17 protein-coding genes are annotated in these 16,533 nt (G+C 39.1%); 2 read left to right on the plus strand and 15 right to left on the minus strand.

Annotated elements, in window-relative coordinates:
* Positions 1-12 precede the first annotated feature (12 nt).
* Genes EQG61_RS08325 through EQG61_RS08340 form a run of 4 tightly spaced genes read right to left on the minus strand, consistent with a single transcriptional unit; the run spans position 13 to position 3,397 of the window.
* Positions 13-855: an alpha/beta fold hydrolase gene (locus EQG61_RS08325; RefSeq protein WP_235829044.1), complete on the minus strand. Its 843-nt coding sequence runs from the start codon at positions 853-855 to the stop codon at positions 13-15.
* A 56-nt stretch (positions 856-911) separates the two neighbouring features.
* Complete coding sequence (locus EQG61_RS08330; RefSeq protein ID WP_129461464.1) at positions 912-1,691, minus strand: zinc ribbon domain-containing protein; 780 nt, start codon at positions 1,689-1,691, stop codon at positions 912-914.
* Between the two features lie 3 nt (positions 1,692-1,694).
* A complete protein-coding gene (locus EQG61_RS08335; RefSeq protein ID WP_129461465.1) occupies positions 1,695-2,795 on the minus strand; it encodes a Nif3-like dinuclear metal center hexameric protein in 1,101 nt (366 codons plus the stop codon).
* Between the two features lie 35 nt (positions 2,796-2,830).
* On the minus strand, positions 2,831-3,397 hold the full coding sequence (locus EQG61_RS08340) for a hypothetical protein (protein ID WP_129461466.1): 567 nt from the start codon (positions 3,395-3,397) through the stop codon (positions 2,831-2,833).
* A 49-nt stretch (positions 3,398-3,446) separates the two neighbouring features.
* On the opposite strand from EQG61_RS08340, the gene lpxK reads away from it, so the two are divergent.
* A complete protein-coding gene (lpxK, locus tag EQG61_RS08345) occupies positions 3,447-4,478 on the plus strand; it encodes a tetraacyldisaccharide 4'-kinase (protein WP_129461467.1) in 1,032 nt (343 codons plus the stop codon).
* Positions 4,450-5,262 (plus strand): purine-nucleoside phosphorylase, encoded by an 813-nt coding sequence (locus EQG61_RS08350; RefSeq protein WP_129461468.1) that lies wholly within the window; start codon positions 4,450-4,452, stop codon positions 5,260-5,262. The genes lpxK and EQG61_RS08350 overlap by 29 nt, the downstream gene beginning before the upstream one ends.
* Here EQG61_RS08350 and EQG61_RS08355 read toward each other — a convergent pair whose 3' ends face one another.
* From EQG61_RS08355 to EQG61_RS08405, 11 genes are all read right to left on the minus strand, one after another.
* Positions 5,263-7,443, minus strand: a complete 2,181-nt coding sequence (locus tag EQG61_RS08355) for a tetratricopeptide repeat-containing hybrid sensor histidine kinase/response regulator (protein ID WP_129461469.1) — start codon at positions 7,441-7,443, stop codon at positions 5,263-5,265. It lies immediately after the preceding gene.
* A gap of 32 nt (positions 7,444-7,475) precedes the next feature.
* On the minus strand, positions 7,476-8,474 hold the full coding sequence (gene gap, locus EQG61_RS08360) for a type I glyceraldehyde-3-phosphate dehydrogenase (protein WP_129461470.1): 999 nt from the start codon (positions 8,472-8,474) through the stop codon (positions 7,476-7,478).
* Between the two features lie 9 nt (positions 8,475-8,483).
* Positions 8,484-9,356, minus strand: coding sequence for a lipoyl synthase (gene lipA / locus EQG61_RS08365; protein ID WP_129461471.1), 873 nt, complete (start codon positions 9,354-9,356; stop codon positions 8,484-8,486).
* Between the two features lie 79 nt (positions 9,357-9,435).
* Positions 9,436-10,680, minus strand: coding sequence for an MFS transporter (locus tag EQG61_RS08370; RefSeq protein WP_129461472.1), 1,245 nt, complete (start codon positions 10,678-10,680; stop codon positions 9,436-9,438).
* 81 nt (positions 10,681-10,761) lie between these two features.
* Positions 10,762-11,580 carry an energy transducer TonB gene (locus EQG61_RS08375; protein ID WP_164974914.1) on the minus strand — a complete coding sequence of 273 codons (819 nt, stop codon included), beginning with the start codon at positions 11,578-11,580 and terminating at the stop codon, positions 10,762-10,764.
* A 156-nt stretch (positions 11,581-11,736) separates the two neighbouring features.
* Positions 11,737-12,285, minus strand: coding sequence for an RNA polymerase sigma factor (locus EQG61_RS08380; RefSeq protein ID WP_129461474.1), 549 nt, complete (start codon positions 12,283-12,285; stop codon positions 11,737-11,739).
* Positions 12,276-13,385 carry a glycosyltransferase gene (locus EQG61_RS08385; protein ID WP_129461475.1) on the minus strand — a complete coding sequence of 370 codons (1,110 nt, stop codon included), beginning with the start codon at positions 13,383-13,385 and terminating at the stop codon, positions 12,276-12,278. Before EQG61_RS08385 ends, EQG61_RS08380 begins: the two co-directional genes overlap by 10 nt.
* Before the next feature lie 73 nt (positions 13,386-13,458).
* Positions 13,459-14,073: an FMN-binding negative transcriptional regulator gene (locus EQG61_RS08390; RefSeq protein ID WP_129461476.1), complete on the minus strand. Its 615-nt coding sequence runs from the start codon at positions 14,071-14,073 to the stop codon at positions 13,459-13,461.
* The gene (gene murB / locus EQG61_RS08395; protein WP_262707613.1) at positions 14,073-15,113 is read right to left on the minus strand and encodes a UDP-N-acetylmuramate dehydrogenase; all 1,041 of its coding nucleotides are present in this window, start codon (positions 15,111-15,113) and stop codon (positions 14,073-14,075) included. The genes EQG61_RS08390 and murB overlap by 1 nt, the downstream gene beginning before the upstream one ends.
* Before the next feature lie 8 nt (positions 15,114-15,121).
* Complete coding sequence (locus tag EQG61_RS08400; RefSeq protein ID WP_129461478.1) at positions 15,122-15,796, minus strand: DUF2461 domain-containing protein; 675 nt, start codon at positions 15,794-15,796, stop codon at positions 15,122-15,124.
* Positions 15,797-16,519, minus strand: a complete 723-nt coding sequence (locus EQG61_RS08405; protein ID WP_129461479.1) for a thioredoxin domain-containing protein — start codon at positions 16,517-16,519, stop codon at positions 15,797-15,799.
* Between the last annotated feature and the right edge of the window lie 14 nt (positions 16,520-16,533).

Consider the following 16,533-nt stretch of genomic DNA (forward strand, 5'->3'; position numbering starts at 1 on the left):
TTTCTATCGAACTTAATTTCGATTAATAAATTCAATAATGGTTTGGTACAAATAGGCATCGTGTAGACCATGACCTAAACCGCGTGTCGTGACAAATTCAGCTTTGGGCCATGCACTGGCAATTTTGTTGCTCTCTTCCCACAAAACTACAGCGTCCTCTTTATCGTGAATAATTAATCCTTCCTGAGGGATGTTTTCAACAAATTGTGCCGCAGAAAATTTTTCTATGGAAATGGAAAAACGCCGTTGCACATAGGTTTTTAAATGGAGATAAACCTTTCTATTCAATCCCAATAAAGTCACATAATTTTTTAAAATAATTTTAAAATCGGAAGGCGCACCTAAGAGTACAAAACGCTCGATTTCATGGGGATAATGTTTTTGATAATAGGTAATCGCATTTCCACCCACCGAATGACCAATCAATGCTTTTGGAGCATAAATGGAAGCGATTTTATGAATAAATTCCGCATATAAAGGAACATTGAATTCCTTGCCACTACTCATACCATGGGCCGGACCGTCAATGGCAATTATAGTCTTGCCTGTTTTAAGTAATTGTTTTAAAAGCTTTTTCCAACGCGAAGCATTACTTTCCCAACCGTGAATAAGAAGTATTACCTCCTCATTGCCTTTCCAAATATACGTTTGGATTGTATGGGTGTCTAAGGTATGTTTTACATGTTTGGCTCGAACTAAAGCTTTCGGGATATGGCTGGATTTGATTTTTCCTTTTCGGGGCGAACTAAATAGTCGGTACGCCAATCGGAAAGCATGTTTTGGATAGATATAGCTCATCACGTTGATGTACAAACCAACCAATTTGACAAGGATATATTGAGTAATCTTTTTCAAAGCAGGTAATCTTAAATTGGGGTAATGAAAAAGCCACCGTAAAAGGTGGCTTGGTATTATATCGATGCGAACATTTGTTCCATTTTTTCTCTTTCTTCCTGAGCCAGAACATTGTCCACCAAAATTCGTCCTGAATGCTCGTCGGTTAAAATTTTCTTTCGAGAAGCAATTTCAACTTGTGTTTGTGGAGGAATGGTGAAGAATGAACCTACAGAAGCTCCACGTTCAATAGATACTACCGCAAGACCATTACGAACACTGTTGCGGATACGATCATAAGCAGTTAATAAACGAGCTTCAATTCCTTGACGGTATTCGGCTGATTTTTCCATCAAAAAGTTTTCTTCTTTTTGTGTTTCTGCCATAATATCATTCAATTCCGCTTTCTTATGTTTTAAGTGCGTCGACTTTTGATCCAATTTCTCTTTGGTTTGTGAAATGGATTCTTTTTTGAATTCAATCGAAGCTTTTAATTCTTTGATTTGCTTTTCAGCCAATTGAATTTCCAATTCTTGGTATTCAACTTCTTTAGTCAACGCATTGAATTCGCGGTTGTTGCGAACGTCTTTTTGTTGTTCTGTATATTTTTTAATGGAAACTTGGTGCCCTTCAATAGCCGCTTTTTTTGATTTGATGCTTTCTTCAATCTGCGCCAAGTCCATTTGTAGTTTGTCCAAACGAGTGGTTAATCCGGCAACCTCGTCCTCTAAATCTTCTACTTCTAGAGGTAGTTCGCCGCGAACACTTCTAATTTCGTCAATGCGAGAATCGATTAACTGTAAATCATATAGCGCTCTTAATTTTTCTTCAACGCTCATTTCTTTTGTAGTAGCCATATTTTATAAGTACTTAACCGGGTTTGTATTTTCTTCTGATAAAACGACTGCAAAATTAGTAATTTTTTCTTTAAGAAAATCAACTATATAATTTTTTGTAAATCTTTCACTCTCAAAATGTCCGATATCTGCAAGCAACATTTTGCCTTCGGCTTCGTAAAAATTATGGTATTTTAAATCGGCAGTGAGGTAGCAATCTGCACCCGCTTGTAATGCATTTTTGATTGCAAAACTACCCGAACCTCCCAATACGGCTACTTTTTGAATTTTTTTACCCAAAAATGCTGAATGCCGAATGCCACCACAATCCAGTTTGGACTTGACCATCGTTAAAAATTCAACTTCATCCATTGGATGTTCTAATTGTCCGATGCGACCCAAACCAATGTTTTGATGCGAGTTTTGTAAGGAGTAAACTTCATAAGCGACTTCCTCATAACGGTGACTCGCAAAAAGCGCTTTTAGAATTTTACTCTGTAAATGCTTTTCAAAAGTCACTTCGATTTTGACTTCTTGGGCTGCTACCATTTCAAACCGTTCGCCCACCACAGGATTGCTGTTTTCATTGCCTTGGTAAGTGCCTGTTCCGGTCGAACTAAAACTGCAGTTTTCATAATTACCTATGGTTCCCGCTCCAGCAGCAAATAAGGCCGTTCGAATGGTTGCCGCATCTTCAACAGGTGCAAAGGTGACCAGTTTTTGAATGAAATCCGACTTGGGTACAAGTACTGAACTATTTAAAATACCTAGTGCATTGCAAAATAAAGCATTTACACCGTTTGGATGATTGTCCAAAGCGGTATGAACCGCATAAATGGCGATGTCATTTTTAATGGCTTTGATGACTGCTCGTTCCACATAATTTTTCCCCGTTATTTTTTTCAATCCCGAAAACAAAATAGGGTGGAAACAAACTACCAAATTGCATTTTTTGGTGATGGCTTCATCTATAACCGTCTCCAAAGCATCATGACAAACCAAAATTCCAGTCAACGTCGATTCAACATCACCCACCAAAAGTCCCACATTGTCAAAATCCTCTGCATAGGCCAAAGGCGCTAATTCTTCAAGGATAGGCAGTATTTCTTTAATTCTATAACTCATAACTCATAATTCATAATTCATAATTCAGAACTCCATTACGTTTCCCAACGGTTAAATTCTTCCATCCATTGCCATTGGCCATTGATTTTTTGAAAAAGAATAAAACTACCGCTGTTATGTTCGATGCTCCGGTAAAACCCCACTTTGATCAAACAGTAATTATTCGGTAAATAAATGGGTTGGTTGACAATCATCATCCTTTGATTATTTTCCCCGTTGGTCGCCGTTTTGGATTGAAATTCAGCCAAACTGACCGGCGCTTGTACTTTCTTCTGTAAATATTGGTGTTGATTGGTGAATAACAATTCAAACTCTTTATCCCAATTATCCAATGGTTTTGGCGCTTGAATTTGTTTTTTTATTTCGGAAACATAGTTTTTTAATACAGGATGGTTTTTACAACCTTCAGAAATTTCGATGGTATTATTGGCTTTTTCTTTATAAAAAAAGAGCAATTGCAAACGGTCTTTAACGATGGGTTTTTCGTTCGCATAATATTTAGTCAATACGATTTTGAGTAATGCAGCATTATCTTGAACGGTATTTTGACTCCATGCTATACCTGCTAAAAGTAACCAAAATACGAGTAAAAACCGTTTCATTTTTATAATCTTGAATCCTCCAAAGATAAAAAAATGTTACTTTCGTACTATGATAATTTTACGTTACCTACTTTTTCCATTCGCGTTATTGTATGGTTGTATTGCTGCCATTCGCAATATAATGTATGATAAAGGTTGGTTAACTTCCTATACTTTTGATATTCCAATCCTGGCAGTAGGCAATTTAAGTGTCGGCGGCACGGGTAAAACCCCACAAATTGAATCGTTAATTCGTTTGTTGCAACCCCATTACCGAGTAGCTACATTGAGTAGGGGATACGGTCGTAAATCAAAAGGCTATTGGGTGGCTAATGATATGGCAGTTTCTGAAGTTAATGGTTCCTTAATTGGTGACGAACCCTATCAAATGCATTTGAAATTTCCTGAAGTTACCGTTGCAGTGGATGCTGATCGTCGTAACGGTATTCTTCAGTTACTTGCTCGAAATCCGAAGCCGGAAGTTATATTACTAGATGATGCTTTTCAACACCGACGTGTTAAAGCAGGCTTTTATATTTTGCTTACGGCCTATGACGATTTGTTTTGTCAGGATTGGATGTTACCCACGGGAACCTTACGAGAATTTACTTCGGGAAAAAAAAGAGCAAATGTGATAATTGTCACAAAATGTCCAGCAGATTTAAGCGAACTTGCCCAACAGAAAATTCGTGAGCAATTGGACGTTAGCGTTCCGGTTTTTTTTAGTACAATTTCCTATGATTCTTTTGTTTACAATGCAAATGAACAACTAGCTGTGGATGAAATTCGACGTCAGTCCAAAGTACTTCTAACCGGAATTGCAAAACCAGGGCCGTTTTATGCCTTTTTACAACAAGAAGGCGATACGGTGCTTACCTTTCCCGATCACCACGATTTTTCACCTCAGGATATTGAAAAAATTAACCAAATCGCCAAAACGCAACCGATAATAACTACCGAAAAAGACTATGTTCGTTTGATGGGAAAAGGAATTGCGGCACCATTGTACTACTTACCTATAAAAAGTGAGTTTTTACAAGGAGAATCGGATTGGCAGCAAAAAATTGAAAACTATGTGGGAACAAGTACACGAAACCGTTAACTTCATTCAAAAATCTACGGGTTTTGCACCCGAATACGGAATCATTTTGGGTTCTGGATTGGGAAGTTTTACAGAAGATATACAAATCGAACACACTTTGCCTTACAGTGAAATACCTAATTTTCCTATATCCACCGTTCAAGGCCATCAAGGGGCATTAGTTTTTGGAACTGTTGGAACTAAAAAAGTAGTCGCCATGCAAGGTCGTTTCCATTATTATGAAGGCTACGACATGAAACAAGTTACTTTCCCGGTTCGGGTCATGAAATATTTAGGAGTAACCAAGTTAATTGTGTCCAATGCCTCTGGAGGTGTAAATCCTGCTTATGAAGTTGGTTCCATTGTAGTGATTAAAGATCACATTAATTTGATGCCCGAACATCCGTTACGCGGAAAAAATGACGAGCGATTTGGCCCTCGATTTGTCAATATGAGCGAACCCTATAGTAAAGAAATGATTCGCCAAGCGAAAGAAATCGCAATCCAAAATCAAATTACGTTGCATGAAGGCGTGTATTTGGGATTACAAGGCCCCACGTTTGAAACCCTTTCCGAATACCGAATGGTGAAAATTTTAGGTGCTGACTGTGTCGGAATGTCCACGGTACCTGAGGTGATTGTCGCCCGTCACATGGAACTGGAAACGTTTGGATTGTCCGTAATTACCGATATGGGTGATGAAGAAAATATCGAAGAAGTAAATCACGAAGAAGTTTTGAAAGCGGCGCAAAAGGCAGAACCCCACGTGCGACTCCTCATTCGCGAATTAATTAAGCAGTACTAACTACAGCAAATAATCGGAAATGATTTTATAAAATTTTTCGGGTTCGAAAGGTTTTGTCAATACGTCTGTCATTCCATACGATAATAGCATTTCCCGATTTTCATTTAAGGAAATGGCAGTCAATGCAATAATCGGAATGGTTGTGTTGAATTCCCGAATCTGTTCTGTGGCAATTGTTCCATTAATGCCCGGTAAATGCACGTCCATAAGCACCAAATCATAATTTTGGGCCTCTTTGCGAATTAAGGTCACACAGTCTTCACCATTGTCAAGAATGCGACAATTCATTCCCCGATTTTCCAACATCTTTTTGGTAATCATTTGGTTGATTTTGTTGTCTTCAACCAATAATATGCGTTTTCCTTGAACAATGGTTTCATCGGTTTCTGTAACGGTCACTTCAACGGGTGCGGTTACCATATTATTTTCACCCACTTGGAACGGTAAGGTGAAAGAAAAAGTAGTACCTAATCCAACTTTACTATTTAACGTTATAGAACCGCCCAATAATTCAACCAAACGTTTGACGATGGCCAAACCTAATCCAGTGCCGCCATATTTACGGTTAATTTCGATCGAACCTTGCGAGAAACTTTCAAAAATCTCACTTTGTTTGTCTTCTGGAATTCCGATGCCATTATCTGACACTTGGAAATGGATACGAATGTTTTTGTCTTGGACTTCTTCCAATTTTGCGATTAATCGAACGTGCCCGTTTTTGGTGAATTTCAATGCGTTATTCACCAAATTGATAATGATTTGCGAAAGTTTAGTCGGGTCACAAATCAAGTTCTCTGGAATCGCATTGTCGACTTCTATCTCAAAAATATTATGATTCTCTTGTGCGATTTCACGGAACGAATTTTGAATATTTTTCAAATGGGTGCGAATCGCACATGTAATTTGTTCAACCGGAACATTCTCTGATTCAATGCGGTTGATTTCTAATATGTCATTGATGAATGTCAACAGGTAATTACCCGAAAATTTCAACGAATTCAAATATTCAATTTGTGAAGGTTTCGGATTTTCTTCTATTAACAAATGGGTAATTCCATTGATGGCATTTAAAGGTGTTCGCAATTCATGACTCACCGTTGAAAGAAACTCAGATCGGGCTTTGGTAGCATTTTCCGCTTTTTCTTTGGCAAGTTCTAATTCACGGTTTTTTTCATGCAAGAGTTTATTGGATTCATTGCGCAAAATATTGTTTTTGTACAACGATAAACTCAGTAACGACAAAATGGATATCAGCGCTATCGCCAATATACTAATGAGTTTGGCAAAGTTCTTGGCTTTTGTCTGACTCTCTTTTTCGCGTTCCAGTTGTTCCGCGTGCTTTATTTTTTCAGAATTTTTAAACGCATCAAAATCGACAGGTTCAATTTTGGCATTAAATGAACGATCAATACTGTCTTTTAATTCGACATAGCGTTTCAAAAATCCATGCGAAGCATCAATGTTGGCATTTTTTTCTTGAATCTGACTTAATGCTAAAAGTATTTTGGATTGTAATTCAAGTGAAGCTGTTGACCGATTTAAAGCACGGTTCATGTAATTCAACGCCAAGTTGTAGCGTTTGCGTTCTTTTTCGATCATTCCCAAATGATACAAGGCTTCGGGTATGACTTTTCTTGTATGAATGGTGTCCGTTTGTGTTATGATTTTTTCCAACATGCCCACCGCCTGATGGGTTCGCCCCAACTGTTTATAAATAATGGCACGTTGCAAATTGATCAATTCAATAGCACTGTGAATTTTTAATTTTTCAAACAAGCTTTCCGCTTGATTGAGATTTTTTTCAGCTAAAGTGGTGTTGTGTTCTTCAATATAAGACATGCCCAAATGATAATAACACATGGCCTGCTCCGTTGAATTGGGCAAAGTAGAATAAATAGCAATACTTCGAACAAAGGCATCGATAGCATCTTCGTACTTATGCAAATCATAATAGACCAAACCTAAATTATAATAACTGTCGGCAAGTGCTTTTTCATCATTTTTTTTCTGAGAAAAATCAATGGCTTTTTTGGAATAATTCAGGCAGTTTTGGTAGTTGTTTGCTTTCTTATTGTATTGGATTTGCTGAAAATAATAGCCCAAACTATCGAAAGATTTCGATGCGTTTTTTTGGCTAAAAAGCACAAAAGGAACCAATAAGAAAAACAGTAGCTTTCTCATCTAGAGGCATTTTATGTACCAAAATAATGAAATTATTTGGAAACTAACCTAATTAAATCGACCAATCTCGATGAATAACCGATTTCATTGTCGTACCAACCGACTACTTTCACCATTTTATCGATAACTGAAGTGAGTTGGGCATCAAAAACACAAGAATGGGTGTTTCCAATAATATCCACAGAAACAATAGGATCTTCGGTGTAATCCAATATTCCGGTTAATTTATTTTCGGCGGCATTTTTAAACGCGGCATTGATTTCCTCTATCGAAGTGTTTTTTCTTACATTAAATGTAATGTCGGTCAGCGAACCATCGGGAACAGGAACACGAATGCCACAACCTCCCATTTTTCCCTCCATTTCAGGAAAAATCTTAGTTAATGCCTTGGCCGCTCCTGTAGTTGTAGGAACAATGGATTGTGAAGCACCTCGCGCCCGACGTAAATCTTTATGGGGTTGGTCGTGTAAACTTTGATCAGTAGTGTAGGAGTGAACCGTAGTGATGTATGCTTGTTCAATGCCACACAACTCTTCAATGACTTTAATCATGGGAGCTGCATTGTTGGTCGTACAACTTGCATTGGAAATGATGGTTTCCGTTCCGTCCAAAATGGACTCGTTGACACCCAAAACTATGGTTTTGATTTCAGGAACTTCAGAAGGCGCTGATAGAATTACTTTGGGAGCACCAGAAGTATGATGTTGCGCCAACTCATCATAAGTCTTAAACTTTCCTGTGGATTCAACCACAAGATCGACTTTAGCACTGTGCCATGGAATCTGTTGGATTTCTTTTTCATGGAAAAAGGCTACCGATTTTCCTTCAATGATAAATCCGTTAGCATCATAGGAAACGGCATGAGGGAATTTTCCGTGAATACTGTCGTATTTGGTCAAATGGGCCATCGTGGCGGTATCTGCGATGTCGTTTATCGCTACCACTTCAATTGCGTCATGATTCCACAATAATCGAAACAGGTTGCGACCAATTCGGCCGTAGCCATTTATCCCTACACGAATTTTATCCATGTGATTCAATTAAAGAATGTGTTTTTCGGCGTGGTAACTGGATCGAACTAAAGCGCCACTTTCCACATGGCGGAAGCCCATTTCTTTGCCAATTCGTTCGTATTTTTCAAATTGTTCGGGCGTGATAAATTCTTTAACCGGCAAATGTTTTTTTGTAGGCTGTAAATATTGACCCAAAGTCACAATGTCTACATTAACATTGCGTAAATCACGCATGGTTTCGATGACTTCCTCTTCCGTTTCACCCAAACCGAGCATGATACCCGATTTCGTTCTACGAATTCCTTGGTCTTTTAGGTATTTTAATACTTCCAAACTGCGGTCGTATTTGGCTTGAATGCGAACCTCTCGGGTTAAACGACGAACCGTTTCCATATTGTGCGATACGACTTCTGGATTGGCTTCCACTATGCGGTCAATATGACGGTGGATACCTTGAAAATCGGGGATTAAGGTTTCTAAAGTAGTTTCCGGATTCATACGACGAATGGCTTCTACCGTTTCCAACCAAATGATCGAACCCATATCTTTCAAATCGTCACGATCAACACTGGTGATCACCGCATGTTTGATTTTCATGATTTTAATGGATCGCGCCACTTTTTCGGGTTCGTCCCAGTCCACATCTTCAGGTCGCCCCGTTTTTACTCCACAAAATCCACAAGAACGGGTACAAATATTTCCCAAAATCATAAACGTAGCCGTACCTTCTCCCCAACATTCACCCATATTGGGGCAACTCCCTGAAGTACAAATGGTGTTCAGTTTATATTTATCAACTAAACCTCGTAATTCGGTATACTTCTGACCAATCGGTAGTTTTACCTTAAGCCATTTGGGTTTTCCATTGGGTGGTAATACATGGGTAGATTCTGTGTTCATACGCGTCATTATTGACTGCAAAAATACAATCAATATTTATATTAAAAGCGGTTCTGTTAAAGTTTTAAGAGTTGTTCTTTTACTCAATAAAATCCAATTCTTTGTTGTGAGTTTCAGGAATTGTCAATGTTGCATACATTCCCAAGCCAAAAGCAAGTATGCCTACAATTAATGCAGCATTAATTACGGTTTGTGATTGTTTACAATAATCAAAAAGCAAAAGCATTACGGGAAGCAAGCCACGAACCATATTCGGTACCGTTGTTGTAGTGGTATTGCGAAGGTTGGTTCCAAATTGTTCCGCGGCTACGGTGACAAACATCGCCCAATACCCGGTTCCGAGTCCGAGCCACGCGCAGAAAAAGTAATAACTGTTTTCTGTACTTGCGCCACCAAAAAGCATCCAAACCACGCCAATAACAGTAAAAAGCATCATGTAAAAAATTGCTTTTTTACGTGAATGCAGTGCATGAGAGATAAAGCCACTGGCAAAATCACCCGCAGAAATTCCCACATAGCCCCACATGATGGCTTTTCCAGGAACAATGGATGCTATCCCCATTTCTGGAGCAAATTGGTTGGCCATCATCGCTAAAATTCCGATGCAATACCAAGTGGGTAAGCCAATCGCAATGCACTTTAGGTATTTTATACAGCGCGTTTTATTGGTGAATAAGGATAGAAAGTTTCCTTTTGCAATAGCGGTATTATTTTCGATGTCTTTATAAATCCCACTTTCAGAAACACTAATTCGTAAGACAAGTAACAGAAGTCCGAGTCCGCCCCCAATAAAATAGGCAGTGGTCCAATTGCTTGCCATTTGTACGGTTAATTGGGCAACCACCGCGCCAAGTAGGCCAAATCCCGCTACTAAGGATGTGCCAATAGCCCGTAATTCTTTGGGTAAACTTTCTGAAACCAACGTGATTCCAGCGCCCAACTCACCTGCTAATCCAATTCCGGCGATAAAACGCAACCAAGCATACAATGTGGCTTGATCCATAAAATGCAGTTGCGGTAAAAATCCGCAGGCAATATTGGCGAGTGAGTAAACCAGTATCGAACCAAATAGCACGGATAATCGTCCTTTTTTATCCCCAAAAACACCCCAAATGATTCCGCCCACCAATAGTCCGGTCATTTGATAGTTTATTATTTGCGTGCCCACGGTGTCCACATCCATGCCGAGTTCGCTAAGACTGGGTACTCGAACAATGCCAAAAAGCAATAAATCATAGATGTCTACAAAATAGCCAAGGGCTGCAATGATAACAGGAAAGCTCAATAAGTGCTTCCATTTTTCCGAAGTAGAAAATTGGGTCATGTAAAGTTTCGTTTGTTGGTTGGCTAAAAATAATAAAAAAACCGCAGGGACTAACTGCGGTTTCTATTGGTGGTGATGTGATTAATTTTTTATTAAAATGGGAAGTGAAAAGCGAGTGCGAACCGCTTTACCGTTTTTAATACCTGCTTTCCATTTGATAGGAATTGCTTTCAAAGCGCGAATAGCTTCTTGATCAACGGTTGGGTCCGCATTTCGAATCACGTTAATATCCGTCATACTGCCATTACGTTCAATAACAAAGGAAACCATAACTTTTCGGGTTTCGCCTTCTAAATCTTCAATAACGTCTTCGTCAAATCGATCGACGACTTCTTTATAGAATCGTTGCATTCCTCCCGGAAATTCAGGTTGTTCATCCAACGTTGATGAAACCTCAATAGTGTTTGTTGGCGTTTCAGGAATAAACGGTCCGCCATCGCCTCCTCCGGGTGTTCCACCAGGTACGCCGCCTGGTGTTCCTCCTGGAACTCCACCGCCATCAGGGATACCGGGTGCTGGGTCAACAATTGGATCTGTCGGTTTTACAGGCTCGGGATCTTTTGGAACTTCTGCAGGTGCTACAGGTTTGTAATTTTTATTCGGATTTTCAGGTGCCTTCGGCGCTGCATTTCCCTTTGGAGTTTCAGGCTGCTTCGGTACAATAACATCCACCACAGTAAGGGTGTCTGATATTGTTGGAGGAATGTCATCGGGCATTGGTTTTACATTGAACGAACTCAATAGAAAAACACTTCCCGATAGGATTCCAATTCCGGTAAAAAATGCGATTAGTGTGGTTTTTTCGTTTTCACGACGCAATTGATAAGCGCCGTACTTTTGGTTTTTGCCTTCGAAAATGACATCCAGCCATTTCTTTTCAAAGATACTTACTCGGTTCATAATCATGTGTGTTTAAGGTAAAGTATCTTTAAAGCATAGGCAACGCGTATAAAATTGAATATATCAATGATAACGCAATCGTTTTAGTGATATTGTGCGATGCATGCAAATAAACGGTAAAGATGTTGCGATATTGAATGTGTTATAGCGAAAACACTAGCGTTTCTGTATAATCTCTGCGAGTAATTTTTTCGCGCGAAGCAATTTGATTTTGACATTACTCAAGGGTTCGTTGAGGTGTTCCGAGATTTCTTGGTAACTCAATTCTTGAAAATAACGCAATTGGATAATTTCTTGGTAATGGGGTTTTAATTCTTTGATGTATTGCAATAAACGGGACAAATTTTGCTCGGTAATCAATTCATCTTCAGCCGATGGTGAGGTGTCTGCTATATTGTACGCTTGTTGGTCATCTTCATCGGAAATTTCGACAAATAAGGAAGATTTTCGCTTGCGCAATAAATCAATGTGTACGTTTTTCGCAATAGCAATCAACCAGGTATTGAATTGGTATTCGGGATTGTAGGTCGCAATTTTGTCAAAAGCTTTGGAAAAAGTTTCAATCGTAATGTCCTCGGCATCTGTTTCGTTCTCTGTTCGTTTTAGCATAAAACCATACACCTCGTTCCAATAATGATCGAGGAGGTAAGTGAACGCTACTTGGTCCCCTTTCTTGGCTTTTTCAATGTATTTGATTACTTCCAATGGACGGGTTTTGAAAACAAATTCGTGATGGAAACATTGAGTTGGGTAAGAATCAACACAAACTCGATTACCGGATAAAAATACATGACGTCCTTTTCTTTCAATTTCCCAGCGGCTAGCCCCAAGGAAATCCAACTAAACAAGTAACGGAATCCCAATAAGCTACACACGATTATCCATTGAAATTGAAAAGATAAAAGGATAATTGGTAGGATTAAAAACAATAATTGGGAACAATAAAAGAGACCCAATTGAAATTTGTCAAATCCCTTGTAATGTTGCGCTGTCGACACATGACGGCGTTTTTGATTGAACCAAGCATTGAATTTGGTTTTGGGAGCCGAATACGTAAAACTCTCCGTTGTATAACAAATTGCTGTATTGGTGCCATTTCCCGCTTGATTGATGAATAAATCATCATCACCTGAACGTAATTTCATGTGATCCATAAACCCACGAACACGAAAGAATTCTTCTTTTTTGTAAGCCATGTTCCGACCCACACCCATGTAGGGTTTTCCCATTTTTGCCCAAGCAAAATATTGCGTTGCCGTCAATAAAGTTTCAAAACGAATGATTTTATTCAGGAACGATCCTTTGATTTTTTCATAGGCGCCATAGCCCAAAACGATGGTTTTTTGTTGGGTGTAATGTCCGGTCATTTCCTTAATCCATTGGTTGGATGTTGGATAACAATCGGCATCGGTAAACAGCAAATATTCGTATTTGGCCGCTTTGATTCCTAAGGTAAGTGCAAACTTTTTATTGCCCCAAAAAGCCTCGTTATTTTCAACTTTGACCAATTTAATATTCGAATATTGTTTTTCGAAGGCTTCAAATAAATCCAATGTTTCATCACTCGAGGCATCGTCAATCAATACAATTTCAAACTCGGGATAGTCTTGCTCGGCTAAAAGTGGAACCAATTTCTGAACATTTTCAGCTTCGTTTTTCGCGCAAACAATCACCGAAATGGGAATGCGTTTGGGCGTTCCTTTTTGGGCTTTGTAAAAAGAAAACTTACTAAAAAACACGATATAGTACAGGAATTGTATCGCTACAACTGCAATAAAAAGGTAAAAAAGTACAGTTAAAATCATATACGCGTTGCGTTAAAAAACGTGCGCAAATGTAGCGATTCTCAAAGCAATAATCAAGGTCGAATTCAACAAATTACGGACGGTTTTTTTTCATGGCGTCTGCCATTGCTTTCGCTTGAGGATCTTTCAAAGTTTCCAATTCAGAAATGATATTTTTATAATTCACATCATCTCGGTTTTGCGATAATTTTTTCTGAGCTTCAATGGATGTAATTTCGATCTCAAATCCGATGATTCCCCGTGCTTCGCGCATCGTCTTTTCGGATAAATTTTCGACTCGAATAGGGTTTTCTGATTTTTCCTCGTATTTGTCAACCAGTTTTTTCAAACCCAAAACCGCTTCTTCATGGGAATGAATTTTTATTTTTCCATACACATGAACCGCGATATAATTCCACGTGGGTACATTTTCATGATCATACCAAGAAGATGAAATATAGGCATGCGGACCCGTAAAAACCGCTAAGATTTCATTGTTTTCTGCAAAACCTTCATGCTGGGGATTGACTTTTGAAATATGTCCTAATAAATAAGGGGTACCATCCGATTTAAAATCCAACACCAACGGAACATGCGTTGCCCACAATTTACCCAAAGTTTGATTGATCAAAAGGGCAAAACCATTTTTGTGGAGAAATTCGTGAATCTCCGCTTGGTTGGTGAGGGAATAATTTTCTAGAATGTACATTAGATAATATTCACTTCGGCTTCGATGGCGATGCCGTATTTGTCAAAGACTGTTTTTTGGACCAATTTCGATAAGTTCACCAACTCTGTTCCCGTTGCATTACCGTAATTGACAATAACTAAGGCTTGGTTTTTATGCACACCTGCATCCCCATCACGGTAGCCTTTGAGTCCGGCATGTTCAATCAACCAACCCGCAGGAACTTTGACTTCTGTTGGTGAAACTTCAAAAAATTTAATGTCAGGGAACTTGGCTTGTACCTGTTCAAATTGGGTTTTGGAAATCACAGGGTTTTTAAAGAAACTCCCGCTATTGCCCAATTCTTTCGGGTCGGGTAATTTGCTTTGACGAATCGCAATCACAGCATTACTAATGTCTTTGATTGTCGGATTTTCAATTCCGTGTTTGGCCAATTCGGCTTTGATATCGCCGTAATTGCTATTAATTGTATGATTGTGTTTGGTCAATTTAAAAACCACCGAAGTGATGATGTATTGTCCTTTGGCTTCTTGTTTGAAAATGCTTTCGCGGTAGCCAAAATGACAGGCTTCCTTATCAAAATCACGGGTAGTTAATCCGTCCATCGAAACGGCAGAACATTCTAAAAAAGTGTCCTTAATTTCGGCGCCATAAGCACCAATATTCTGTACTGGAGTCGTTCCCACATTACCTGGAATGAGCGACATGTTTTCGAGTCCGCCAAAATCCTGATCGATCGTCCACAGCACAAATTCATGCCAATTTTCACCCGCCATGGCTTGCACCCAAACGTAATTTTCATCTTCTTTAATAACCGATTTTCCTTTGATGTCTATATGGATTACCAAAGCATCAATGTCTTGGGTTAACAGCATATTACTGCCGCCACCTAAAATGAATTTCGTCGTATTTTGATGGTTTTGCAAAACGTTTTGCAATTCTTCCACCGAATGAACGGCTACAAATTGACGTGCTTGGGCATCAATGCCAAAGGTGTTGTGGTTTTTTAAAGAAAAATTAGAAACAATAGTCATTTTTTGGTTTTGTGTTTTTGTTCGAATTCATTCGATTATTCTTCCGTTTCCAGTCCGCGACGGAGAAAGTCATTCAACGGTTTGAGGATGGCCAACTCCCGAGCAATCTTTTTACCAAAGTCGGGCGCGCTAAACCAATCGTCGTTGATCGGATAAGAGGCGGTAAAACTTTTTAACTTCAAAAATTCAATGGCTGGATGATTCGGATCCACGTCTTTCGGCGCTTTTTTCAATACATTGCCCTCTTCTCGAGATAAATTTTGATAGGTTTTGGCAAAGGATTTATCAGCAACAATTGCTTCCAAATCTTCATAAAAAAATTCGATTTCTTTACGGATTTTCTTCAACTGATCCGGCTCCGGACACCATACGCCACCCGCAATGAACGAAGCGCCTTTTTCATAATGAATGTAATAGCCCGGACTGTTTTTATGGCCTTTATTTTGGGTAAACCAAATGCCCATATTGGTCTTGTAGGGCGATTTGTCTTTGGAAAAACGGATGTCACGATTAATGCGAAACGTACAATTTTTAGGCTCCAAAGGTTCGAGTGTGGGATCCAATTTTTTCAATTCTTCCAAAACAGCTGCAATGGTCGCATGATAAAACTTTTTGTAGTCTTCATAGCGTTTTTTCTGACTGTGGAACCACTCAGTATTATTGTTTAGTTTGAGTTCTTCTAAAAACTGAAATGCTTCTTTTGCGTTCATTTATTGCAATTGTTTTTTGATTTCTTCTTCCTCTAAATAGCCCAAATTGCGCCAGATTGGTTTTTTGTTTTGGTACAAAATCAACGTCGGATAGCCTTCCACTTTCAAGGATTCTGCCAATGCCATATTCGCTTCGGCGTCGATGCTCACGACCACGACTTTGTCTTTCATTTCTTCTGAAATTTTTTCCAATGTGGGTTTCAATTTTTTACAAGGGCCGCACCAAGTCGTATAGAAGTCAATCAATACTTTTTTATCTGTAGCCAAAATTTTATCCAAATCGGCTTGGGTCATCCCGCCTGAAGCCACTTCGTCAGCCAACCCAGCAGCACGCCATTTCATATAGCCGCCGTCCAATTCGTAGATTTTGGTAAAACCCAATTCTTGTAACTTTTGTGCCGCCGCCGAACTACGACTGCCTGCCATGCAATATACCAATACGGGTTCGTTTTTATCCAATACTGCAATTCCTTTGTCAAAAGCAGCCGCATCATTCCAATTCAAGTTTTGGGCATTTCCAATGTGTCCTGAATCATATTCTTCTGGCGTTCGCACATCCAAAACCTGCGCATTCGGATTGGCTTTCAATTGCTCAGCAAAACTCGGAGCATCTAATTTTTCGTAAACCGATGCTTCAGCATTATTTTCAGTAGTTTCTGCTTTCTTTTGGCAAGAAATTAAACTGATTACAAAAAGGGTAAGGGCTAAAAATTTTGTTTTCATAACGTTTTTTTTTG

This window comes from Flavobacterium stagni (assembly GCF_004122105.1).
Lineage (GTDB): Bacteria > Bacteroidota > Bacteroidia > Flavobacteriales > Flavobacteriaceae > Flavobacterium > Flavobacterium stagni.

Excerpts from the sequence above, each read along its gene's own strand:
- EQG61_RS08330 (WP_129461464.1), bottom strand. The coding sequence starts at position 1,691 with ATGGCTACTACAAAAGAAATGAGCGTTGAAGAAAAATTAAGAGCGCTA.
- EQG61_RS08335 (WP_129461465.1), bottom strand. The coding sequence starts at position 2,795 with ATGAGTTATAGAATTAAAGAAATACTGCCTATCCTTGAAGAATTAGCG.
- EQG61_RS08340 (WP_129461466.1), bottom strand. The coding sequence starts at position 3,397 with ATGAAACGGTTTTTACTCGTATTTTGGTTACTTTTAGCAGGTATAGCA.
- lpxK (WP_129461467.1), top strand. The coding sequence starts at position 3,447 with ATGATAATTTTACGTTACCTACTTTTTCCATTCGCGTTATTGTATGGT.
- EQG61_RS08350 (WP_129461468.1), top strand. The coding sequence starts at position 4,450 with ATGTGGGAACAAGTACACGAAACCGTTAACTTCATTCAAAAATCTACG.
- EQG61_RS08355 (WP_129461469.1), bottom strand. The coding sequence starts at position 7,443 with ATGAGAAAGCTACTGTTTTTCTTATTGGTTCCTTTTGTGCTTTTTAGC.
- gap (WP_129461470.1), bottom strand. The coding sequence starts at position 8,474 with ATGGATAAAATTCGTGTAGGGATAAATGGCTACGGCCGAATTGGTCGC.
- lipA (WP_129461471.1), bottom strand. The coding sequence starts at position 9,356 with ATGAACACAGAATCTACCCATGTATTACCACCCAATGGAAAACCCAAA.
- EQG61_RS08370 (WP_129461472.1), bottom strand. The coding sequence starts at position 10,680 with ATGACCCAATTTTCTACTTCGGAAAAATGGAAGCACTTATTGAGCTTT.
- EQG61_RS08375 (WP_164974914.1), bottom strand. The coding sequence starts at position 11,580 with ATGAACCGAGTAAGTATCTTTGAAAAGAAATGGCTGGATGTCATTTTC.
- EQG61_RS08385 (WP_129461475.1), bottom strand. The coding sequence starts at position 13,385 with ATGATTTTAACTGTACTTTTTTACCTTTTTATTGCAGTTGTAGCGATA.
- EQG61_RS08390 (WP_129461476.1), bottom strand. The coding sequence starts at position 14,073 with ATGTACATTCTAGAAAATTATTCCCTCACCAACCAAGCGGAGATTCAC.
- EQG61_RS08400 (WP_129461478.1), bottom strand. The coding sequence starts at position 15,796 with ATGAACGCAAAAGAAGCATTTCAGTTTTTAGAAGAACTCAAACTAAAC.
- EQG61_RS08405 (WP_129461479.1), bottom strand. The coding sequence starts at position 16,519 with ATGAAAACAAAATTTTTAGCCCTTACCCTTTTTGTAATCAGTTTAATT.